The 19688-nt window shown below is 65.8% G+C and carries 22 protein-coding genes and 1 pseudogene; 10 read left to right on the top strand and 13 right to left on the bottom strand.

All coding sequences use genetic code 11. The features are described 5' to 3' along the window. Nucleotides 1–22: 22 nt before the first annotated feature. The 3 genes from FNJ47_RS51325 to FNJ47_RS17540 all read right to left on the bottom strand — a co-directional run bounded on the left by FNJ47_RS51325 (nt 23) and on the right by FNJ47_RS17540 (nt 1829). Nucleotides 23–499, bottom strand: a complete 477-nt coding sequence (locus FNJ47_RS51325) for a hypothetical protein (protein WP_235999945.1) — start codon at nt 497–499, stop codon at nt 23–25. A gap of 42 nt (nt 500–541) precedes the next feature. Next, the gene (locus FNJ47_RS17535; RefSeq protein WP_163155203.1) at nt 542–865 is read right to left on the bottom strand and encodes a hypothetical protein; all 324 of its coding nucleotides are present in this window, start codon (nt 863–865) and stop codon (nt 542–544) included. Nucleotides 866–1049: 184 nt separating this feature from the next. Next, nucleotides 1050–1829: a protein phosphatase CheZ gene (locus FNJ47_RS17540; RefSeq protein ID WP_163155205.1), complete on the bottom strand. Its 780-nt coding sequence runs from the start codon at nt 1827–1829 to the stop codon at nt 1050–1052. Nucleotides 1830–2139: 310 nt separating this feature from the next. Between FNJ47_RS17540 and FNJ47_RS17545 the strand changes: the two genes are divergently transcribed. After that, nucleotides 2140–2940 (top strand): L,D-transpeptidase, encoded by an 801-nt coding sequence (locus tag FNJ47_RS17545; protein ID WP_163155207.1) that lies wholly within the window; start codon nt 2140–2142, stop codon nt 2938–2940. A 231-nt stretch (nt 2941–3171) separates the two neighbouring features. Here the strand turns inward: FNJ47_RS17545 and FNJ47_RS17550 are convergent, their stop codons facing one another. From FNJ47_RS17550 to FNJ47_RS17580, 7 genes are all read right to left on the bottom strand, one after another. Beyond that, a complete protein-coding gene (locus FNJ47_RS17550) occupies nt 3172–4011 on the bottom strand; it encodes a DUF2076 domain-containing protein (RefSeq protein ID WP_163155209.1) in 840 nt (279 codons plus the stop codon). A 129-nt stretch (nt 4012–4140) separates the two neighbouring features. After that, nucleotides 4141–4995, bottom strand: coding sequence for a ChbG/HpnK family deacetylase (locus FNJ47_RS17555; RefSeq protein ID WP_163155211.1), 855 nt, complete (start codon nt 4993–4995; stop codon nt 4141–4143). A 143-nt stretch (nt 4996–5138) separates the two neighbouring features. After that, nucleotides 5139–6185: a glycosyltransferase family 2 protein gene (locus FNJ47_RS17560; RefSeq protein WP_163155213.1), complete on the bottom strand. Its 1047-nt coding sequence runs from the start codon at nt 6183–6185 to the stop codon at nt 5139–5141. A 139-nt stretch (nt 6186–6324) separates the two neighbouring features. Continuing rightward, nucleotides 6325–7302: an ATP phosphoribosyltransferase gene (gene hisG, locus FNJ47_RS17565; RefSeq protein ID WP_163155215.1), complete on the bottom strand. Its 978-nt coding sequence runs from the start codon at nt 7300–7302 to the stop codon at nt 6325–6327. After that, entirely contained in the window at nt 7299–8462 is a 1164-nt protein-coding gene (locus FNJ47_RS17570) for an ATP phosphoribosyltransferase regulatory subunit (RefSeq protein ID WP_163155216.1), read from the bottom strand. The genes hisG and FNJ47_RS17570 overlap by 4 nt, the downstream gene beginning before the upstream one ends. A gap of 314 nt (nt 8463–8776) precedes the next feature. Continuing rightward, nucleotides 8777–9526: a 16S rRNA (uracil(1498)-N(3))-methyltransferase gene (locus FNJ47_RS17575; protein ID WP_163155218.1), complete on the bottom strand. Its 750-nt coding sequence runs from the start codon at nt 9524–9526 to the stop codon at nt 8777–8779. A gap of 50 nt (nt 9527–9576) precedes the next feature. Continuing rightward, complete coding sequence (locus FNJ47_RS17580; protein WP_163155221.1) at nt 9577–9759, bottom strand: hypothetical protein; 183 nt, start codon at nt 9757–9759, stop codon at nt 9577–9579. Nucleotides 9760–9991: 232 nt separating this feature from the next. Between FNJ47_RS17580 and FNJ47_RS17585 the strand changes: the two genes are divergently transcribed. Together FNJ47_RS17585 and ubiA are read left to right on the top strand one after the other, a co-directional pair. Next, nucleotides 9992–10729, top strand: a complete 738-nt coding sequence (locus FNJ47_RS17585; RefSeq protein ID WP_163155223.1) for a hypothetical protein — start codon at nt 9992–9994, stop codon at nt 10727–10729. Between the two features lie 24 nt (nt 10730–10753). After that, nucleotides 10754–11686 (top strand): 4-hydroxybenzoate octaprenyltransferase, encoded by a 933-nt coding sequence (ubiA, locus tag FNJ47_RS17590; RefSeq protein WP_163155225.1) that lies wholly within the window; start codon nt 10754–10756, stop codon nt 11684–11686. A 236-nt stretch (nt 11687–11922) separates the two neighbouring features. On the opposite strand, the gene FNJ47_RS17595 is transcribed toward ubiA, so the two are convergent. After that, complete coding sequence (locus tag FNJ47_RS17595) at nt 11923–12447, bottom strand: DUF6101 family protein (RefSeq protein WP_163155227.1); 525 nt, start codon at nt 12445–12447, stop codon at nt 11923–11925. A gap of 274 nt (nt 12448–12721) precedes the next feature. Here FNJ47_RS17595 and FNJ47_RS17600 point away from each other — a divergent pair, with 274 nt between their 5' ends. From FNJ47_RS17600 to lpxK, 6 genes are all read left to right on the top strand, one after another. After that, on the top strand, nt 12722–14110 hold the full coding sequence (locus FNJ47_RS17600; RefSeq protein ID WP_163155229.1) for a metallopeptidase TldD-related protein: 1389 nt from the start codon (nt 12722–12724) through the stop codon (nt 14108–14110). After that, nucleotides 14097–14906: an inositol monophosphatase family protein gene (locus tag FNJ47_RS17605; RefSeq protein ID WP_163155231.1), complete on the top strand. Its 810-nt coding sequence runs from the start codon at nt 14097–14099 to the stop codon at nt 14904–14906. Before FNJ47_RS17600 ends, FNJ47_RS17605 begins: the two co-directional genes overlap by 14 nt. Before the next feature lie 130 nt (nt 14907–15036). Further along, on the top strand, nt 15037–15285 hold the full coding sequence (locus FNJ47_RS17610; RefSeq protein ID WP_163155233.1) for a DUF4170 domain-containing protein: 249 nt from the start codon (nt 15037–15039) through the stop codon (nt 15283–15285). Then, nucleotides 15282–15995, top strand: a complete 714-nt coding sequence (locus FNJ47_RS17615; RefSeq protein ID WP_163155235.1) for a lysophospholipid acyltransferase family protein — start codon at nt 15282–15284, stop codon at nt 15993–15995. The genes FNJ47_RS17610 and FNJ47_RS17615 overlap by 4 nt, the downstream gene beginning before the upstream one ends. Further along, nucleotides 15958–17292 carry a 3-deoxy-D-manno-octulosonic acid transferase gene (locus tag FNJ47_RS17620; RefSeq protein WP_163155249.1) on the top strand — a complete coding sequence of 445 codons (1335 nt, stop codon included), beginning with the start codon at nt 15958–15960 and terminating at the stop codon, nt 17290–17292. Before FNJ47_RS17615 ends, FNJ47_RS17620 begins: the two co-directional genes overlap by 38 nt. Further along, the gene (lpxK, locus tag FNJ47_RS17625; RefSeq protein ID WP_163155237.1) at nt 17285–18307 is read left to right on the top strand and encodes a tetraacyldisaccharide 4'-kinase; all 1023 of its coding nucleotides are present in this window, start codon (nt 17285–17287) and stop codon (nt 18305–18307) included. Before FNJ47_RS17620 ends, lpxK begins: the two co-directional genes overlap by 8 nt. Nucleotides 18308–18321: 14 nt before the next feature. Here lpxK and FNJ47_RS17630 read toward each other — a convergent pair whose 3' ends face one another. Next, a complete protein-coding gene (locus tag FNJ47_RS17630) occupies nt 18322–18549 on the bottom strand; it encodes a DUF2093 domain-containing protein (protein ID WP_163155239.1) in 228 nt (75 codons plus the stop codon). 186 nt (nt 18550–18735) lie between these two features. On the opposite strand from FNJ47_RS17630, the gene FNJ47_RS17635 reads away from it, so the two are divergent. Then, nucleotides 18736–19566 carry a dienelactone hydrolase family protein gene (locus FNJ47_RS17635; RefSeq protein WP_163155241.1) on the top strand — a complete coding sequence of 277 codons (831 nt, stop codon included), beginning with the start codon at nt 18736–18738 and terminating at the stop codon, nt 19564–19566. A 12-nt stretch (nt 19567–19578) separates the two neighbouring features. On the opposite strand, the pseudogene FNJ47_RS17640 reads toward FNJ47_RS17635, so the two are convergent. After that, nucleotides 19579–19688, bottom strand: a pseudogene (locus FNJ47_RS17640) (IS5/IS1182 family transposase); the annotation flags it as partial.

The following is a 19688-nucleotide window of genomic DNA, read 5'->3' on the forward strand; positions in this document are numbered from 1 at the left end:
GTTCCGTGGCGTCGCGCCGGCTTCACTGACAGACGTACATGTTACCATCAGCCATTTTCGTCATCGTGCCGGGCTCGCAGCCGATACCATTGGCCGCTTTGTAGTCCGCCCATCCGCTGTAGCCGTAATACGGACTGATTCCGTGATAGGCCCGGGCCGGGTAGTAAGGCTGGCCAAACTGGGCATCGGTCTGGGCGGCATATGCGTCGGTCCAGTTGTTTGTGCCCCAGCCATAGGCCGGCGCGGTAGCTGCTGCGGCCGCGACCGCTGCCGTGGCGGCGATCCCCGCGCCAACCCCGTACCCGTACGCGGCGCGTCGGGTGTGACGACGCGCAACGCCTGCGGCGCTCATGGGCGTCAGCGGTCGGCCCACACGCGCCTGGGCGCTTTCGACCGACGCCGATACGCCGCCCTGCTCGGACCAGGTGATGGAGAACAGTGTCGCACAAGCGATAGTCGAAAGTGCAATTGCAGTATTTCGGACAATTCTTTGCGTCATGTTCAATCTCCAGCGTTGCGTACTCCGGTGGCTCCACCCCAATCAGTGATCCGGTAACAAGGCGCACGCCATCAGCGCGAATGAAACAAACCCGCCGCCGATCGCCACGGCCTCACAGACAGCCTCGCGCTGCAACTCCGAGAAAAGCCGGCGCGTAACCCTTCTTGCCGCAAGCTTGATCGTGCGCCCCCACAGCATCCGCCATGTTTCAATGCGAAGCCCTGCGCGTCGAATGCGCGCAGCGAGCGCGCCGCGAATTTGCGATATTGTGTTCGGTGAAAATACAAGGTTGTGCGCGGGGACAACCGGAATGATCCCGGAAGTCCGATGCAACCGGCACCCAATACTGGCTCCCGGCACACGCATGACAATTCCCTCGCGCGGCAATATGCACCCGCGACAGCAAACCTGCCAGCAGATTTGCCGGTGTCGCAGTTGGCACAAGCTGCATACTGTCGGGCAGAGGTTCTGACTGATTTGCCGCTTGCCGTGCTTCAAACAAAAACGCCGGCCCGAGGGCCGGCGTTTTTCGTTCTGATCTGGCGATCGCTCAGTTAAACATCGCGTCGATGTCGTCCTGCGAGGCGTGGCCGGCGTCGCCGTCGAGCTTCGGGCCGTTGAGCAGGCGGGCGTCGCCCTCGCGGGTGTCGACGATCGGCGGGGAGTGGGTCTTGATCGCGTCGACGCCGCCCCAGATGTTCATCATCTCGTTGATGTGCTGTTCGATGAACTTCATCGTCTGCATCACCTTGTTGATGCGCTGGCCGGTGAGGTCCTGGAAGTTGCAGGCCTCGAAGATCGAGACCACGCGCTCCTGGATATCTTCGCTGAGCAGCTTCTGCTGATCGGGGGTGACGTTCTTCGACAGCGCGGTCGCGGCCTGGTCGATCGCCTCCACCGCCTCGAGGATCTGCTGGGTCGCCTGTTCGGTGCCGCCGACCACGGCGCCGAGCTCGCCATTGACCTTGGCCATCTCCTCGCCGTTGAAGCTCTTGCCGTGCAGCACGGCGATCTCGCGCTTGGTGCGGCTGATCGCGTCGTGGATCAGGTCGAGCTCGACCTTGAGCTTCTCGCACTGTTCGACCTGCGCGCGGTAGGTCTCGAGCAGCGCGTGCGTCTCGGCGACCTCGCGGGCGACGGCGGCATCAACGCCGTTGCCGCTGCGCTCGCCCGGTGCGGCGGCCATCTGGGCGCGGATCGAGCGAAGCTCGGCCATGATCTCGCGATGCATCGGACCGAGGTCGGCGCCGCCCGCAACAACCTCCGGCTCCGGCATCACGACTTCACCCATCGCCTGCTCGACACGAAAACGCTTACGCTTCACTGACATGATTTTCATTCCCGCCCCTTCTACTGAAGTCCGTTCTAGACAAGGTGGATTTAACGTCAGGTTCACGCGGGAACAGTTTGCGCCGATGGCGAGCGACCGCAGCGATACCGGCGATTAACCATATCGCCGCGGCATTCACGCAAAATAAACGCTGTCAGGCAAAACCACGCGGCATTGCCGACGTGGTGAATCGAAACGGCCGTTCCGTTTACCAAACCGACGCGGTTTTCACTGCTTATTGACCACGTGCAACGGCGCACCGCGCGCCCTCGCAAAGCAAGTCACGACGAAACCAGTACAGAGTACGTCGATGTTCAGGAAAACCACGCTTGCGCTGCTTGCCGGCGCCTCTTCTCTTATTGCCGTTCCCCATCACGCCATGGCGATCGACGCGGCGGCTCAGCCCGAGCCGTCTGTGATCTACGCCAACCAGGGCGCACGGCAGCCGCCGATGCGCACCGCCTATGTACAGCCGCAGCGCTCCAACATGGGCGGCGGCTTCATCGAATTCCTGTTCGGCGATGCGCCATCGTCGCAGGGTTACTCGCCGCAGTATCAGCAGCAGCCCGGCTATTACGGCAATCGCCAGCTGCCGCCGATGGATCCGCAGCAGCAGATGATCCGTCAGCAGGAGGAGGCCGCGGGCGATCCGACCCAGCGTCCGTTCGATCCGCGCTATGAAAAGCAGCTGGTCGATTACAGCGGCAAGGAAGGCGCCGGCACCATCGTCGTCGATACGCCGAACAAGTTCCTCTATCTGGTGCAGGGCGACGGCCGCGCGCTGCGCTACGGCATCGGCGTCGGCCGTCCCGGCTTCACCTGGGCCGGCACCAAGACGATCTCGGCGAAGAAGGAATGGCCGGCCTGGACGCCGCCGCCGGAAATGCTGGCGCGCCGTCCCGATCTGCCGCGGCACATGGAAGGCGGCCCGGAGAATCCGCTCGGGGCGCGTGCGATGTATCTCGGCTCCTCGCTCTACCGCATCCACGGCTCCAACGAGCCCTGGACGATCGGCACCAACGTCTCGTCCGGCTGCATCCGGATGCGCAACGAGGACGTCATCGACCTCTACGGCCGCGTCAATGTCGGCGCCAAGGTCGTCGTGATGTGAGAAGGGCGCGGGCGCGTCAACCTCCCCTTGAAAAAGGGAGGTCGCTTTGCTCGACAGAGCAAAGCGGGTGGGGATCCTGTCTCTCCACTGGCATAGCCGCGTGTGGCTGACCCCCATCCCGACCTTCCCCCTTTCAGGGGGAAGGGGAAGAGCTTCATCCGGGCTACGGATTGGTCAAAATCAAAAACGGCCGCTCGATTGGAGCGGCCGTTGTCATTTCAGCGATCGCGTTTACGCGTAATCGCCGTTGTCGTCGCCGCCGTTGTCGTCGAAGTCATCGGCGTCTTGATCATCGTCACTGTCCCGGTCGGCCTGCGCCTGGTCGAACGCGCCGGCGCGCGAGCCGTAATCACTGTCGCGACCGGACGAACTGACATCGTTGATCCCCGCGTCACGGGCGAGGTCGCTCGACGACTGGTCGCCGCCCCAAGGGCGTGAGCCGCCGCCGAGGCCGCCGGCATCGGCCAGCGACTGGTGGCCACCGCCACCCATCATGCCGCGGATGCTGCTGAGAAGCAGCCCGCCGCCGACCACGCCGGCCGCGGCCGCAGCCGCCGTGCCGAGGAACGAGCCGCCGCCACCACCGGGCGCGCCGCCGCCGAAAGCCGGGGGCTGCGGGCCGCCATAAGGCTGGCCGTATTGCTGGGGCGGCTGGCCGTAGTTCTGGCCATAGCCGCCGCCTGCCTGCTGCATCGCCTGGCCCGAGTTCCAGACCGGACGGCCGCCGCCGATATCCGGCGCGCGCACCGGCGGCACCGAACCATGCGGCTGCTGGCCCTGTCCTTGACCCTGGCCGAAGATCGCATCGCGCATCGAATCGAGGAAACCGCCTTGCTGCTGGGCCGGCTGCTGCTGGCCGACAGCGGCCTCGAGTTCCTGGATGCGGTCATGGGCGCGCTTCAGCGCCTCGTCCTGCACCAGCGCGGTCTGCACCAGCGCGTAAACCGCATTCGGCGCGCTGCGCAGGCCCTGCATGATCGCAGACATGGCCTCGCTGTCGCGCGGGGCATTCTCCAGCTTGGCGAGCCGGTCGAAGAGATCGTCGATCAGTTGGCGTTCTTGCGGTGTCATGGCGTTCTCCATCGCGTCGATCGAATCGGCGCGCGCCTCATGTAGGACGGGGTTTGTGGCGCAAGGAGTGGGGGCCAGAATTAAATTTATGTATGCGACAATACGACCGGCGGATTCTTATGAACCCCATCAGGCCAGTGTAACTTTATTCAGGGCCAGCAGCGCGGCGAAATCGTCGCCTGCGAGATAGGCATGCTCGGTCTCGCGCTGGGTCGTCAGCGGGTCGAGATTTTTCAGTGTTTCATCGACGAAACCCGGATGGCACATCACGAGCCCGCCCTCGGGCATGCCGTCGAGGAAGCCCTGCATCAGCGCGCCGAAGTCGCTGCCGCGCGTAAAGTCGTAGGCGCCGGCGAAGGCCGGATTGAAATGCAGGCCTGAACGCTGCGCCTTGATGCGGAATTGCGTTGAGAGCACGTTCAGCACCAGCGCCTTGGGCGCCGCCAGCTGGCGCGCGAGCGGACCTTCGCGGCCGCACTGCCGCACCCAGGCGTTGGGTGCGCGCTCCTTCACGGCGCGCAGGAAGCCGTCGCGCACCTGCGGAAACAGCTGCGCATGCTGATGGCCGTCGACGAAATCGGGCGCGCGGCCGAACAAATCCTGGAACGCGTCGAGCTGCGCCAGCACCTCGGCATGCACCAGCTCGGCATCGAGCCGATGCATCAGCCCGGCGCGCAACAGTCGCGGGAAGGGCAGAAACATGTCGCCGTCGAGCGGCCGGAAGTGCATCGTCAGCGGCCGGAACGGCGCGGTCAGCGTCACATGCAGCCCGATCGCGCAGCGCGGGCTTTTCGCCACCGATGCCTTTAGCGCGGCCGCGGCCTCGCGGCCGATCGCCGGGGTCACCATCATCACCGATGTTGCGTTGAGGCGGCCACGCTCGATCAGATCGCGGATCGCGCGGTTGACGCCGTCGCTCAAGCCATAGTCGTCAGCACACAGCCAGATCCGGCGCAGTGGAGCGGATTTGACGTTCGCCGTCATTTGCCGCGACTCCTCAATGCGAACGTCAAATCTAAGAGCTCCACTGCAAGAATTTTTTTCTAGTGGTCCTTTGATCCCAACATTCGCAAAATGCCTCCCGGTCGGAATGCGAATGTTGGAATCGGACCACTAGGAAGTTTCGCTCATTCGGCGGCGGTCCGCTCGGAGGCCGCCTGCGCCGCGCCGCCGTCAGCGTGCTTCTCGGTATGCTCGGCGACGAAGTAGATTGGCCGCGCCTTCAGCTCGGAGAGGATCTTGCCGATATATTCGCCGACGATCCCGATCATGATGAGCTGCACGCCGCCGATCGTCATCATGCCGATCATCAGCGACGGATAGCCGGGGACCTGCTTGCCGGTGGTCAGCACTTCCCACAGGATTGAGAGACCGAACAGGAAGGCCACGCCGGCGAGCAGCGCGCCGAGCAGGCTGGCAAAGCGCAGCGGCGCCACCGAGAACGAGGTCAGGCCCTCGATCGACAGGCCGATCAGCCGGCCGGCATTGAAGGTGGTGACGCCATGCGCGCGCGGCGCCGGCTCGTAGTCGACGCGGATCTGCTTGAAGCCGATCCAGCTGGCGAGGCCCTTGAAGAAGCGGTTGCGCTCCGGCAATTGCCGCAAGGCCGCGGCCGCGCGCGGCGAGAGCAGGCGGAAGTCGCCGGCGTCCTCGGGAATCTGCTGCCGCGCACCCCAGTTGATCAGCGCGTAGAAGCCGCGCACGGCAAGTCGCCTCGCCGCCGATTCATTGTCGCGATGCGCCTTCGCGGTGTAGACCACGTCGTAGCCGTCATCGATCCAGTGCGCGACCAGTTGCTCCACCAGTGTCGGTGGGTGCTGGCCGTCGCCATCCATGAACAGCACCGCGCCGCGGCGGGCATGGTCGAGGCCGGCCATCAGCGCCGCCTCCTTGCCGAAATTGCGCGACAGCGACACCACCTGGAGGTCGAGCCCATCGGCAGGCAGGCCGCGCGCGATCGCCAGCGTGTTGTCGGCGCTGCCGTCGTCGACATAGATCACTTCGCAAGCGAGGCCGTAACGGACGCCCAGCGCCTTGGCGAGGTCGATCAGTCGCTGGTGCAGCGCACTAAGCCCGGCGGCCTCGTTGTAGACAGGCACGACGATGGACAGACCCTGCGCGGCGGCGGTCTTGGCGGTTGTGGTCAGGCTGGAAACGTCGGAGCCCAGCATCATCGGTCAGGTTCCAGAACTAGAGCGTTTTCGCGCGAAATCGGGTTCCGGTTCGCGGCAGGAAAACGCGTCGCAACGAGAGATCATGAACACAATATGGTACCGACGGCCGGCTGTCGCCAACATGAACGGTCCTGTCGACTCATTGTCGCAGGAACGCCTCAAGCTTGGCGAACAGCGGGTTCTCGCGGTCGAACACGTAGTCCAGCGACACCACCGAGACGGTCTCGGCGCCGTGCTCGCGCAGGAAGCTGCCGAGCGCGTAAAGCTTGCCCGGTGGGCAGTGCAGCGTAAGCATGCCCGACGAGGTCGGGCCGCCGAACGGGGCGACCACGCCGAAACGGCTGTGCGCCTCGGACAGCAGCGCATCGTTGCAGCCGGCGAAGCGGGTGCGGACCTCGCGATACTTGCTGGCGCGGGCGCGCGCGGCGATGTGGTCGAGGATGACGCGCGCGGTCTCGCGGGCGCCGGTCGACCAGTCGGCGTCCTTGGAGGCCACCAGATTGGCCTGGCTGCGCAGCATCACGCCGTCGTCCAGCACCTTGAGGCCGTTGGCGGCAAGCGTCGCCCCTGTGGTCGTGATGTCGACGATCAGTTCGGCGGTGCCGGCCGCGGGCGCGCCTTCGGTGGCGCCGGCGCTTTCGACGATGCGGTAGTCGCCGACGCCGTGCCTGGCGAAGAAGCCGCGCGTCAGATTGATGTATTTGGTCGCGACCCGCATGCGGTGATTGTGCTGCTCGCGGAAGCCCGATGCGACGTCGTCGAGATCGGCCATGGTGCGGACGTCGATCCAGGCCTGTGGCACTGCGACCACGACATTGGCATAGCCGAAGCCGAGGCCTTCGATCATCAGCACGCGCTTGTCGGGATCGGGAATGCTCTCGCGCACCAGGTCCTCGCCGGTGACGCCGAGATGCACCGAGCCGCGGGCCAGATTGGCCGCGATCTCGCTCGCCGAGAGATAGGCGATCTCGACATTGTCGACGCCGGCGATGGTGCCGCGATAGTCGCGCGCACCGCCGGCCTTCGACAGGGTCAGCCCGGCGCGGGCGAAGAAGCTCTCCGCGTTTTCCTGCAAGCGTCCCTTGGAGGGAACCGCGACGACGAAGGGCGTGCTCATTGGGCGCCTCCGCGCAGGGCCTTGCCATGCCGGGTCATCGCCTCGATCCAGACCGAGAAGCCGACCGCGGGGATCGGGCTCACCGATCCGAGCTGCGTCATCAGCCCATCATAGCGCCCGCCCGCGACCAGCGGCTCGCTGCCATTGCCCCTGGCGTGCAGCTCGAACTCGAAGCCGGTGTAATAGTCGAGGCCGCGGCCGAACGCCGTCGAGAAGCGGGTTTTTCGGATGTCGATGCCGCGCGCCGCCATGAAGCCGACCCGGCTCTCGAGCTGGTCGATCGCGGCGGCGAGGTTCAGCTTGGCGTCGGAGGCCAGCGCGCGCAGCTGCGCGACCGCGTCGTCGGGATCGCCCGAGATCGCCAGGAAGCGCTTGATGGTCGCGACCGCGTCGTGCGGCAGCGCGCCGGCCTTCAAGGTCGATTGCTCGAGGAAGCGGTCGGCGATCTCGGCGACCGTGCGCCCGCCGACATTGGTGGTGCCGGCGATCGACATCAGATCGGTGACCAGCGCCAGCGCCGCCTTGCGGTCGGAGCCGGCCAGCGCCGCGAGCACGCCCTCATATTCGTTGCGGCCCGGCGCGGTTGAGAGTGTCAGCTGCTCGATGTCGTCGGTCAGCGAAACCTTGCGGTTGAAATCCTTGATCAGCCGGCGCCGCCACACCGGGTAGAGTTCGAGCGCATCGATCAGCGCGTTGAACAGCGCCACGTCGCCGGTGCGGATCTCGACATCGGTCAACCCGAACGCGGTGGTCGCCTCCAGCGCCAGCGCCAGCATCTCGGCGTCGGCCGCGGCGCGGTCCTGCCGCCCGAAGGATTCGATGCCGGCTTGCAGGAATTGGCTCGGCTGGCCGTCTCGATAGCGGAACACCGGCCCGAGATAGCTGAAGCCGGCCGGCTGGCCGGCGCGGGACGAGGCGAGGTAGTCGCGCGCCACCGGAATCGTGAGATCCGGGCGCAGGCAGAGCTCCTCGCCGCTCGGGTCGGTCGTCAGATACAGGCTCTTGCGGATGTCCTCGCCGGAGAGGTCGAGGAACGGCTCGGCCGGTTGCAGGATCGCGGGCTCGGACCTGAGATAGCCGGCCTGCGCGAACGAGGCCAGCAGCGCATCCGCCCATGAGGCGGATCCGGCGGCGGATCGTGGTGCGACAGCTTCGGTCATCTCGACGTCCAAAAGGTCCGGATCGGGGCTCCGGCGCAGGTTCCAGGGTGGTTCGGGGCAGCCCTTACCATGGCCGGATCAGGGTTTCGACAAGGATCAGCCAAGTGGCTTAATGATTGGGTTCGTTAACGATTTTGCGACGGCTTGGCTAGGGGAAGATGTCTGCCGTCGCCTTCCATCGCATAGCACGCCTGAAGCCCCGTCATCCTGAGGTGCGAGCGCAGCGAGCCTCGAAGGATGAATCGGCCACTGGCCGGGCCGTGCATCCTTCGAGGCTCGCCGAAGAGGCTCGCACCTCAAGGATGACGGGATGATCATTTTGCCCCCCAATCCCCGAGCGCCGCCTGCACCAGCGCCAGCGCGGCGACGGCGGCGGTGTCGGCGCGCAGGATGCGCGGGCCGAGGGCGAGGCGGAGGATGCTGGGCTGGCGCAGCAGCAGCGCGCGCTCCTCCTCGGCGAAGCCGCCCTCAGGGCCGATCAGGACATCGATGCCGGCATTTGCAGCCCTCGCCGCTTGCAGCGCCTGGATCGGATTTGCGACCAGGGCCGCCTCGTCGCAGAACACCAGCAGCCGCGCCTGGTCGCGCCCGGCGAGGTAGCGTTTGAGGGGCAGGGGATCGGCCACCTCGGCGAGCGAGATGATGCCGCATTGCTCGGCGGCCTCGACCACATTGGCACGCATCCGCTCGCTGTTGACCCGCGACACCTGAGTGAAGCGGCTCAGCACCGGCACCAGCCGTGCGGCGCCCATCTCGACCGCCTTTTGCACCATGTAGTCGAGCCGGGCATGTTTCAGCGGCGCGAACACATAGGCGACGTCGGGCAGCCGGTCCTGCGCGCGGGTTTGTGCTGCGATTGTCAGCGTGTCCGCCCGCTTGCGGCCGGAAATCGCCGCGCGCCATTCGCCGTCGCGGCCGTTGAACACCAGCACGGTGTCGCCGGCGTTAAGCCGCAGCACGTTGCCGAGATAGTTGCTCTGGTCACGTTCGAGCGGAACGGTCGCGCCGGCACCGAGCGGGGCATCGACAAACAGGCGGGGGCTGCGGAAATCGTGTTCAGGCATGTCGTGGGTTCTTGAGATGCGTTCCAGCGGCGTCAGTGCTGCGCGGCAGGTTAACCAAACCGGGCGACACCGTAATCGCGCGGACTCGCCAGGAACTGGTCGGCCAAGGTAGTAAGGAAGCGTCGATACATTGCTTCTGACACCAAGTCATTTTTCCAGTCCGAGGGGTCGCTTGCACGCGGCCCCTTTTGCTTTTCGGTCAGCGCAGGACCGTGAAATTCAAACCGGTGCATGACCGGAAATCCTGTTCAGGCAGATTTGATGGTCGATTTTTACCGTGCTCGTAGCCTAAAGGCTTAGAATCGGGGAACAATTTAATGTGGCGGGTGTGGCCCTACGCCGCGCTGTCGCCCAAATCCACGGGTTGTTAAGGCCTCACAGGAATCGTAAAACGCCCCCAAATTTCGTTGCTTCGTTTTTGTAGCGCTGGGGTTGCCTGGACCTTTTGCCGGAGAAACACCCTCGATGATCCGCCGACTGATCGTGCTGACCGTTGCCGCGACCGCCCTGTCCGCGGGGCAGGCGGCTGCCCAGAGCGCTTTTCCGGCACCGTTGCCCAATCAAGGCCAGGCCGGCACCGCCTCGGATTCCGCGTTCCCACCGGTCAACGGTGCACGTCCCGCCAGCCGGGCCGGCACCGCCTCGGATCCTGCATTCCCGCCGGTCAATGGCGCGCCGGCGGCCAGGGTCGGCGCCACGCCCTCGGCCTTTCCGAGCAATGGTGCTGCCCCCATCGCGGGCGGCGGTCTGTCATCTCCGCCGCCCCCGCCCAGCGCGGAGGCAGGTGGCGCCGGCGAGGCCTGCATGAAGAATTTCGTCCCGCTGCGTGAGGAAGCGGAGAAGCGCGGCAAGGCGATCAAGACGGCGAGCGATCGGCACGCCAGCCCGCAGGAGGCCTGCAAGCTGATCGGCAATTACAGCCAGGCCGAGATCAAGATGATCAAATATGTCGATACCAACGCGGCCAAGTGCGGAATTCCGCCGCAGATCGCCAACCAGCTCAAGGACGGTCACAAGAATACCGAAGCGCTGCTGAAGAAGGTCTGCAACGTCGCGGAGCAGGCGGCGGCGCAGCCGCGCGGGCCGGCGGGGCCGTCGCTGAGCGACGTGCTCGGCTCGTCCGCCTCGCTGCCGGAAGCGACGCCGACCAAGAAGGGCGGCAGCACCTTCGATACGCTGAACGGCAACGTTCTCACCCGATAAGGGTCCACCGATGATTGAGCGCAGATGAGCGACGTTTCCGCCCGCGTTGCCGACTCCACAGGCAACTGGGTGGATACCCATGCGCCGGTCTGGTCGCGGCCCTATCTGCGGTTGGCGCGCTACGACCGGCCGATCGGCTCGTGGCTGCTGTTGATGCCGTGCTGGTGGTCGGCGGCGCTTGCCGCCGGCGTCGCTCACGATGTCCGCTCGCTGCCGCTCGTCGTCCTGCTGTTCTTCATCGGCGCCTTCGTGATGCGCGGCGCCGGCTGCACCTGGAACGACATCACCGATCGCGATCTCGACGCCAAGGTCGAGCGCACCCGGTCGCGGCCGATCCCGGCCGGACAGGTCACGGTGACGGGCGCGGTGGTCTTCATGGTGCTGCAAGCGCTGATCGGGCTTGCGGTGCTGCTGCAGTTCAACCGCTTCGCGGTGCTGACCGGCATCGCCTCGCTCGTGATCGTCGCGATCTACCCGTTCATGAAGCGGATCACCTGGTGGCCGCAGGTCGTGCTCGGTCTCGCGTTTTCCTACGGCGCGTTGATGGGATTTGCGGTGACGCTCGAACGCATCGATGGTGCGGCGATTGCGCTCTACGCCGGATCGATCGCCTGGGTGATCGCCTACGACACCATCTACGCCCACCAGGACGCCGAGGATGATGCACTGATCGGCGTCAAGTCCACCGCGCGGCTGTTCGGCGCGCGCACCCATCGCGCGCTGGTGATCTTCTATGGTCTCGCCGTGCTGCTGATCGGCGCGGCATTCGCGCTCGCCAGCGCGCGCTGGCCGGCCTGGATCGGCCTTGCGGCGTTCGCGCTGCATCTTGGCTGGCAGGTCCGCCGGCTCGACACCAGCGATCCCGCGCTCTGCCTGCGCATCTTCAAGTCCAATCGCGACGCCGGCTTCATCCTGTTCGCGAGCCTCGTCGTCGACGCGGTGCTGCGCGCGGCGTAACTCTCATTCCGTCGTCATTCCGGGGGCGCGCGAGAGGTGTCGCGAGAATACGGACGCATGACTCGACCGAACCACATATTCGGTGTCGTCCCTGCGAAAGCAGGGACCCATAACCACCAACGGTTATTGCTGAGCATGCCGGGACGACGAGTCCCGCTCACGATATAAGCCGCGGGGTATGGGTCCCTGCTTCCGCAGGGACGACAGTTACCGTGAGGCGAATGACGGTGCCAAATTCAATCCCGCGCGATGATCTCGCGCTCGTCGCGATGCACGCTGGCTTCGTTGAGCTGAACGCCGGCGCGGCGGCGGACCAGGAATTTCGGGCGGCGCGCGCGGATCGCGTTGCGGCGACGGCGACGCGGGGCCGGCTGGCGCGGTGCCCGCTCGGTCAGCTGCGGCAGGCGGAAGATGTCGCTCCACGTCTGCCAGGCGGAGGTGATTTCGTCGGCGTCCGAGCTGGAGCCGAGCGGAATGGTGAGCGCGGGATCGCGGTGAACCAGCACCAGCATCTGCGCGTCGTCGATGCCGCGCACGGCGACGCCGAGGAAATCGCTGACGCGAACATTGACCGCCATCCGCATGCCGAGAACGGCACGGCGCAGCACGACATGTTCGCGATGAAGCTCGACCTGCCGCGTGCCGCCATCCGCGCGCGCATCCTGCGCGTGGAAAGAGAGCGGAAGGGAAAGTGGGTCGAGCCGCAGTGCGCAGCTCGACCCGGCGGAATTGATTCCGCTTGTTGGTGTTTGACGCCTCAAAGCTCTGTCTCCCCGCCGGGATTATGTTCCCGGTCGATGTGTGAGAGCCTAGCGGAGCGATGTCCGTTCCGGCTTAAAAAGCCTGGTTAACCCCTCCTCACCTGACGCCATGATTGACAAGAGGTTGGCCCGCATGATTGACGAAGCCTTGCACCGATCACTCAAATCTTTGTTGCCTGCCGGCGCAAAGTGCTTGAAATCCCTGTGAAACCGGCACATCTGGTTAAGCCTGTCACTTCGTTCCGGGCCCCCCTCAATCCGCAGGAATTCGTTCGTGAACTCTTCACCATCTGCATCGCGACACGGTGATACCTCCGATCTGTTCGACCAATCCGCGCTCAGTGACCTCGCGCAGCGCCTGGTCGATGCCGCCAAGCGCGCCGGCGCCGATGCGGCCGATGCCCTTGCGGTGCGCGGCGTCTCGCAGGGCGTCGAGGTGCGTGACGGCCGCGTCGAGGAAACCGAGCGCTCCGAAGGCGACGACGTCGGCTTGCGGGTGTTCGTCGGCCAGCGCCAGGCGGTGGTGTCGACCAACGACGTCAGCGGCGACGGGATCGCAAAGCTTGCCGAACGCGCGGTGGCGATGGCGCGCGTCGCGCCTGACGACAAATATGTCGGTCTGGCCGATCCCGCGCTCCATGCGCATGATTTCCCCGATCTCGATCTGCTCGACCGCAAGGTTCCGACCACGGCCGAGCTCGAGCAGCGCGCTATCGAGGCGGAGGCTGCGGCGCTCGCGGTCAAGGGTGTCACGAAGTCCGGCGGTGCGTCGGCCTCGACCGGGATCGGCGGCATGGTGCTGGTGACGTCGACCGGCTTCCACGGTTCTTATCTGCGCTCCAGCCACGGCATCTCGACGACGGCGATTTCCGGTGAGGGCACCGGCATGGAGCGCGACTATGATTTCACCAGCGCGCCGCATGCGTCCGACCTCGATTCGCCCACGACCGTTGGCCGCAAGGCCGGCGAGCGCGCGGTGGCGCGGTCGAATCCGCGCAAGGTCGAGACCTGCAAGGTGCCCGTGGTGTTCGATCCGCGGGTTGCCGGCTCGATCGTCGGCCATCTGGTCGGCTCGATCAACGGCGCCTCGATTGCGCGCAAGACCAGCTTCCTGAAGGACAAGCTCGGCGAGCAGCTGTTCTCCAGGGACATCCGCATCATCGACGATCCCTTGCGCGTGCGTGGCCTGCGTTCGCAGACCTTCGATGCCGAGGGCGTCAAGGTGAAGCGGACGGCGCTGATCGACGAAGGCGTGCTCACCACCTGGGTGCTGGACTCGGCGACCGCACGCGAGCTCGGCCTGGTGACGACCGGGCATGCGCATCGCGGCGTGTCGTCCTCGCCGTCGCCCGGCACGTATAATCTGCATCTCGAGCCGGGTGCGGTGACGCCGAAAGAGCTGATCTCCGACATCAAGCAGGGCTTCTACGTCACCGACCTGATCGGCTCCGGTGTCAACGGCGTGACCGGCGATTACAGCCGCGGCGCGTCCGGCTTCTGGATCGAGAACGGCGAGATCACCTATCCGGTCAGCGAAGTGACCATCGCCGGCCATCTGCTGCCGATGTTCAAGTCGCTGGTCGCCGCCAACGATCTGGAGTTCCGCTACGGTGTCAACTCGCCGACGCTGCGCATCGAGGGCCTGACGCTTGGCGGACGCTGATACGGACGACTGGACCAAGGCGCGCGATGCCGCCTTGCTGACGCGATCGGTGCAGGAGGCGGGCCGGCTCGCGCTGTCGCTGTTCCGTACCGAATTGAAGAACTGGATCAAGGGCGCGTCCTCGCCGGTGTCCGAGGCCGACATCGCGGTCAACGACCTCTTGGAGCAGCAGCTGCGTTCGGCAACGCCTGCCTACGGCTGGTTGTCGGAGGAAAGCGTCGATAGCGAGAGCCGGCTCGGCAAGCGCTTCACCTGGATCGTCGATCCGATCGACGGCACCCGCGCCTATCTCGCAGGGCGCGAGGACTGGTGCGTCAGTGTGGCGCTGGTTGAAAATGCAACTCCGGTGCTCGCGGCGGTGTATGCGCCGGTGAGCGAGGAGTTCTTCTTTGCCGCCCGCGGGCAGGGCGCGACCCTGAACGACAGCGCCGTGCACGCAACCACAGGCACCGATTTCAATTTTCCCCGCATGGCCGGACCGAAACCCCTGGTGCAACGGCTCAGCCCGACGTCGGACGAAATCACGCTGTATCCGCGGATCGGATCGCTGGCCCTGCGGTTGTGCCGCGTAGCACAAGGTCGACTTGACGCCGGCTTTGCGGGCGGGCAAAGCCGCGACTGGGATCTTGCCGCCGCGAATTTGATCGTGCAGGAAGCGGGTGGTAAGATGACCGCGCTCTCGGGGGAAGCGATTGAGTTCAATCGCCGGGAGGTGACGCATGGGGTGCTGGTGGCAGCAGGACGCGAACGTCATGCACGCATTGTCGAGCATTTTCGCAATCGTCCATTGCCGTGAGACCCCGTCGATCCGCACCGCGTTTCCGATTGTGACGACCAGGCCTGTTACGACAGACCTGTGACGACCAGACCTGTAACGACCAAGACTTCACTGCTTTGCCGGGCATCTCGTTAGGAAAACCACCATCATGTCAGACGATGCCCAGCCGCAGCTGCTTCACCTCGTCATCGGCGGCGAGTTGACCGATCTCGAGCACAACACCTTCAAGAATCTGGACGAGGTCGAGATCGTCGGCGTGTACCCGAACTATGCGACCGCCTATGCGGCCTGGAAGGCGAAGGCGCAGCAGACGGTGGACAACGCCCAGATGCGCTATTTCGTCGTTCACCTCCACCGGTTGCTCGATCCTGAGCAGGACACAAAGCACACCCATTGAAACGACTTCTTCGCGATCTGCTGCGCAGCGGCTTCGTGCAGCGCGCGCTGGGTGTGCTTGCGGCCGAGTATCTGCGGCTGGTCTGGTACACCAACCGCTTCAGCTACCAGCCGTCTGACGTGTACGGGATCGTCGAGCCCTTGATGCCGGCGATCTTCGTGTTCTGGCACGGCCAGCACTTCATGACGCCGTTCATCAGGACCAAGGAGAGCTACCGCGCCAAGGTATTGATCTCTCGCCATCGCGACGGCGAGTTCAACGCCCTCGCGGTCGAGCGGCTTGGCATCGGCACCATCCGTGGTTCCGGCGACCATTCCGGTGCGTTCCATCGCAAGGGCGGCGTCGGCGCCTTCCTCGAGATGGTCCGGACCTTGGAAGACGGCTGCAACATGGCGACCACGGCCGACGTTCCGAAGCGGGCGCGGGTGGCGGGCCTCGGCGCCATCATGCTGGCGCGGGAGAGCGGCCGGCCGATCATCCCGTTTGCGATGGTCACCAGCCGATTCATCCGGTTGAAAAACTGGGATTCGACCACCATCAATTTGCCATTCGGGCGGGGCGCAGTGGTAGGTATTGAGCCGGTCTATGTGCCGCCGGATGCCGACGCCGCGACGATGGAAAAGCTTCGGCAGCAGGTGGAGGATCTACTCAACGAAGCGACCCGGCGTGCCTATGCAGCCGTCGGGCGGCCGGAGGCAGCGCTTGGCTAGCTCGCTACCGATGACGTTGCGCGTGTACCGCAAGCTGTCGTCTGCGATAGTGCCGCTTGCGCCTGCCTTGATCAAGCGGCGGCTCAAACTCGGCAAGGAAGATCCCGAACGCATCGGCGAGCGGCGCGGCGTCAGCGCCGATACCCGGCCGCAGGGGCCGCTGGTGTGGATCCATGGCGCCAGCGTCGGCGAGGTGCTGGCGGCGGTCGGGCTGATCGAGCGGTTGCGCGCGCTCAATCTGCGCATCCTGCTCACCTCGGGCACGGTGACCTCGGCTGCGATCGTGGCCAAGCGCTTTCCGCCCGACGTGATCCACCAATACGTGCCGTATGACTCGCCGCGCTATGTCGCGCGCTTCCTCGATCACTGGCATCCTTCGCTGGCGCTGTTCATCGAATCCGACCTGTGGCCGAACCTGATCCTGTCGAGTGCCGCGCGGCGGCTGCCGATGGTCTTGATCAATGGACGGATGTCGCAGCGCTCGTTCCCGCGCTGGCGCCGGCTTTCCAACACCATCGGGGCGCTGCTCGGACGGTTCGACATCTGCCTCGCGCAGTCGAACACCGATGCCGAACGCTTTGCCGCGCTCGGCAGCCACAACGTCGTCGTCACCGGCAACCTCAAGCTCGACGTCGCGGCGCCGCCGGCCGATCCGGCCAAGCTGGAGCGGCTGATGTCGGTGACGCGCGGCCGCGCGATCGTGGTTGCCGCGTCGACCCATCCGGGCGAGGAAGAGATCCTGATCGAGGCGCACAAGTCGCTCGCCAAGTTCTTCCCCGGGCTGCTCACGGTGATCGTGCCGCGGCATGCCCATCGCGGCGCGGCGGTCGCACAACTCGTGACCGACGCCGGCCTTCGTCCCGGCCTGCGCTCGCATGAGGATCTGCCGGTCGCGACAACCGATATCTATGTCGCCGACACGATGGGCGAGCTCGGCCTGTTCTATCGCCTGGCGCCGATCGTGTTCATGGGCGGCTCGCTGGTTGAGCATGGCGGCCAGAATCCGATCGAGGCGATCAAGCTCGGCGCCGCGATCGTGCACGGCCCGCATGTGTTCAATTTCACCGAGGTCTATGAGGCGCTCGATCGTGCCGGCGGCGCCCGGCGCGCGGACGACCGGGACGCGCTGGTCAAGCAGCTTGGTCAGTTCCTCGCCGATCCCGCCGCGCGCGACACCTCGCTGGCCGCCTCAGAGCGCGTCGTCGAACAGCTCGGTGGCGCGCTGGAGCGCACGGTGACCGCTCTCGAGCCCTATCTGTTGCAGTTGCGGCTCGAGATGGGAGCCGCCAATGCGTGAGCCGGCCTTCTGGCACCGGCCATCGTCTTGGACATCGCAATTGTTGAGACCGCTCGCCGCGCTGTACGGCGCGGTCGCCGCGCGGCGCATGCGCCGCCCCGGTATCGATGCCGGCATCCCCGTGCTCTGCGTCGGCAACTACCACGTCGGCGGCGCCGGCAAGACGCCGACGGTGCTGGCGCTGGCAAAGCTGCTGCGCGAGCTCGGCGAGCGGCCGGTGGTGCTCAGCCGCGGCTATGGCGGCAGGCTTGCCGGCCCGGTCAAGGTCGATCGTAACAGCCACACGGCGGCCGACATCGGCGACGAGCCGCTGATGATGGCGGCGAGCTTGCCGGTCGTGGTGTCGCGCGATCGCGCCGCGGGCCTGGCGCTGGCGCGCGCGCAGGATGCGAGCGTGATCCTGATGGATGACGGCTTCCAGAATCCATCAGTGGCGAAGGATTGCTGCCTGATCGTGATCGACGGCAGGCGCGGCGTCGGCAACGGCCGCGTCATTCCCGCAGGCCCGTTGCGCGCGCCGCTGCCGCTGCAGCTGGAACGCACCGACGCGCTGATCGTGGTCGGGGAGGGGAGCGCGGCGCAGACCATTGCGGCTGATCTCCTGTCCCGCGGCAAGTCGGTGTTGTCGGCGCGCCTGAAGCCGGACCCGGCGTCGCTGGCGGCGCTGAGCGGCACGCGTGTGCTCGCCTTCGCCGGCATCGGCGATCCCGCACGCTTCTTCAACTCGCTGCGGTCAAGCGGCGTCGATGTGGTGCGCCAGACGGCCTTCGCCGATCATCATGCCTTCACGAAGGACGAGATCGAACAACTTGTTGCCGAGGCGCGAGCTGATGCCCTGACGCTGGTAACGACGGAAAAGGATCTGGCGCGGTTGCGGGGGCCGGACGGCATGCCGGCCTGGGCGCAGGCGATCGTGCCGTTCGCGGTGACGCTGCAATTCGATGATGGAGACGCGCTGCGGCGCCTCCTGACCGATCAGCTGTTCAAGGCGCAGGACAGAAGGCTGCGCAAGTGAACCCGGCCCTGCGCTTAAGCCTGCGGTTTGACCACGCCGGGATGGTGGCGCTGCAACACGGCGGTCGGGGTGGCGTAGGCCTCCTGCAGGTCGACGCTCCAGTACTTCAGCTCGTCGAGCGGAATCCGAACGTCGGTGATGGCACAGCGCACAAAGGTGCCGGGCGAGATCACGCGGAAATCGCCGTCGAGATATTGCACCTGCGCCTCGCCATGGCCCGAGGGACCGAACTTGTTCAGCACGTTTGAGCTCTCCGCCTTGCCTCCGATGAGGCAGCCTTAATGGTCATGAAACCGTCTATCACAGATAGGGTGTCATGTCCGCCCGTTAAACCACCGACTTGTGATGATTTGGCGGCGGACGTGCATGGTAGCGTTGCAGCCGTGGTCCGCTGTGTTTGCAGCGCCATAACGAGCCGGCCGGATCGGATGCGCCTCAAGTCAGTTTTCATGTGCCTCGCCATGCTTGCCGCGCCGGCCGCGGCTGCGGCGCCGCTTCCGGCCCCGCACCAGGTCGAGATTCCCGACGGCAATGTCACGCTGCACGCGCAGCTCTACCGGCCCGATGGCGACGGGCCGTTCCCGACGGTCATCGCGCTGCATGGCTGTGGCGGTCTCGCCGGTCGTTCCGAGCAGGTCGCACCGCGCTATCGCGACTGGGCCGAGCAGTTGCTGATGGCCGGCCATGCGGTGCTGCTGCCGGATAGTTACGGCTCGCGCGAGCTCGGTCCGCAGTGCCGCATCCGGGAGCATCAGGTCCAGACCCGCCGCGCGCGGGTCGCCGACATCAATGCGGCACGGCAGTGGCTGGTGCAGCAGAAATGGGTCGCGAAGAGCCGCATCAGCCTGATCGGCTGGGGTAACGGCGCCGCCGCCCTGCTGTGGGCGGTGCGGCCGCAAATGTCGTCGCGCAACGTCGAGCCGGATTTTCGTTCAGCGGTCGCGTTCTATCCGGATTGCCGCACCTCGTTCGGCCTCGGCTGGAGCGCGCGGGTGCCGACGCTGGTGCTGATCGGCGCGCGCGACGATGTGACGTCGTCATCGGCCTGCCACCAGATGGTCGACGGCGCGCACGGCCGCAGCGCGCTCGCAAAGATCGTGGTCTATCCCGACGCCTATCACGACTTCGATCGCGCCAATTTGCCGCTGCACGCGGTCGCGGCCTCCGATGTCGATGTCGCCGAGCGTGGCCATATCGGCACCGACGCGGATGCGCGCAAGGATGCGCAGAAGCAAGTCGCCGAGTGGTTGGCGCGCTAGGTGGTGTGGACACTAGCGCATCCATAGAACAATGGCAGCGAGAGTGACGACGGCCCGGTAATTCCGGGCCGTTTTTTCGAAGCGGGTTGCGACACGTCGGAACTGCTTGAGCTTTGAGAAGC

Origin of the sequence: Bradyrhizobium uaiense (assembly GCF_010811875.1) — a bacterium.
GTDB lineage: Bacteria > Pseudomonadota > Alphaproteobacteria > Rhizobiales > Xanthobacteraceae > Bradyrhizobium > Bradyrhizobium uaiense.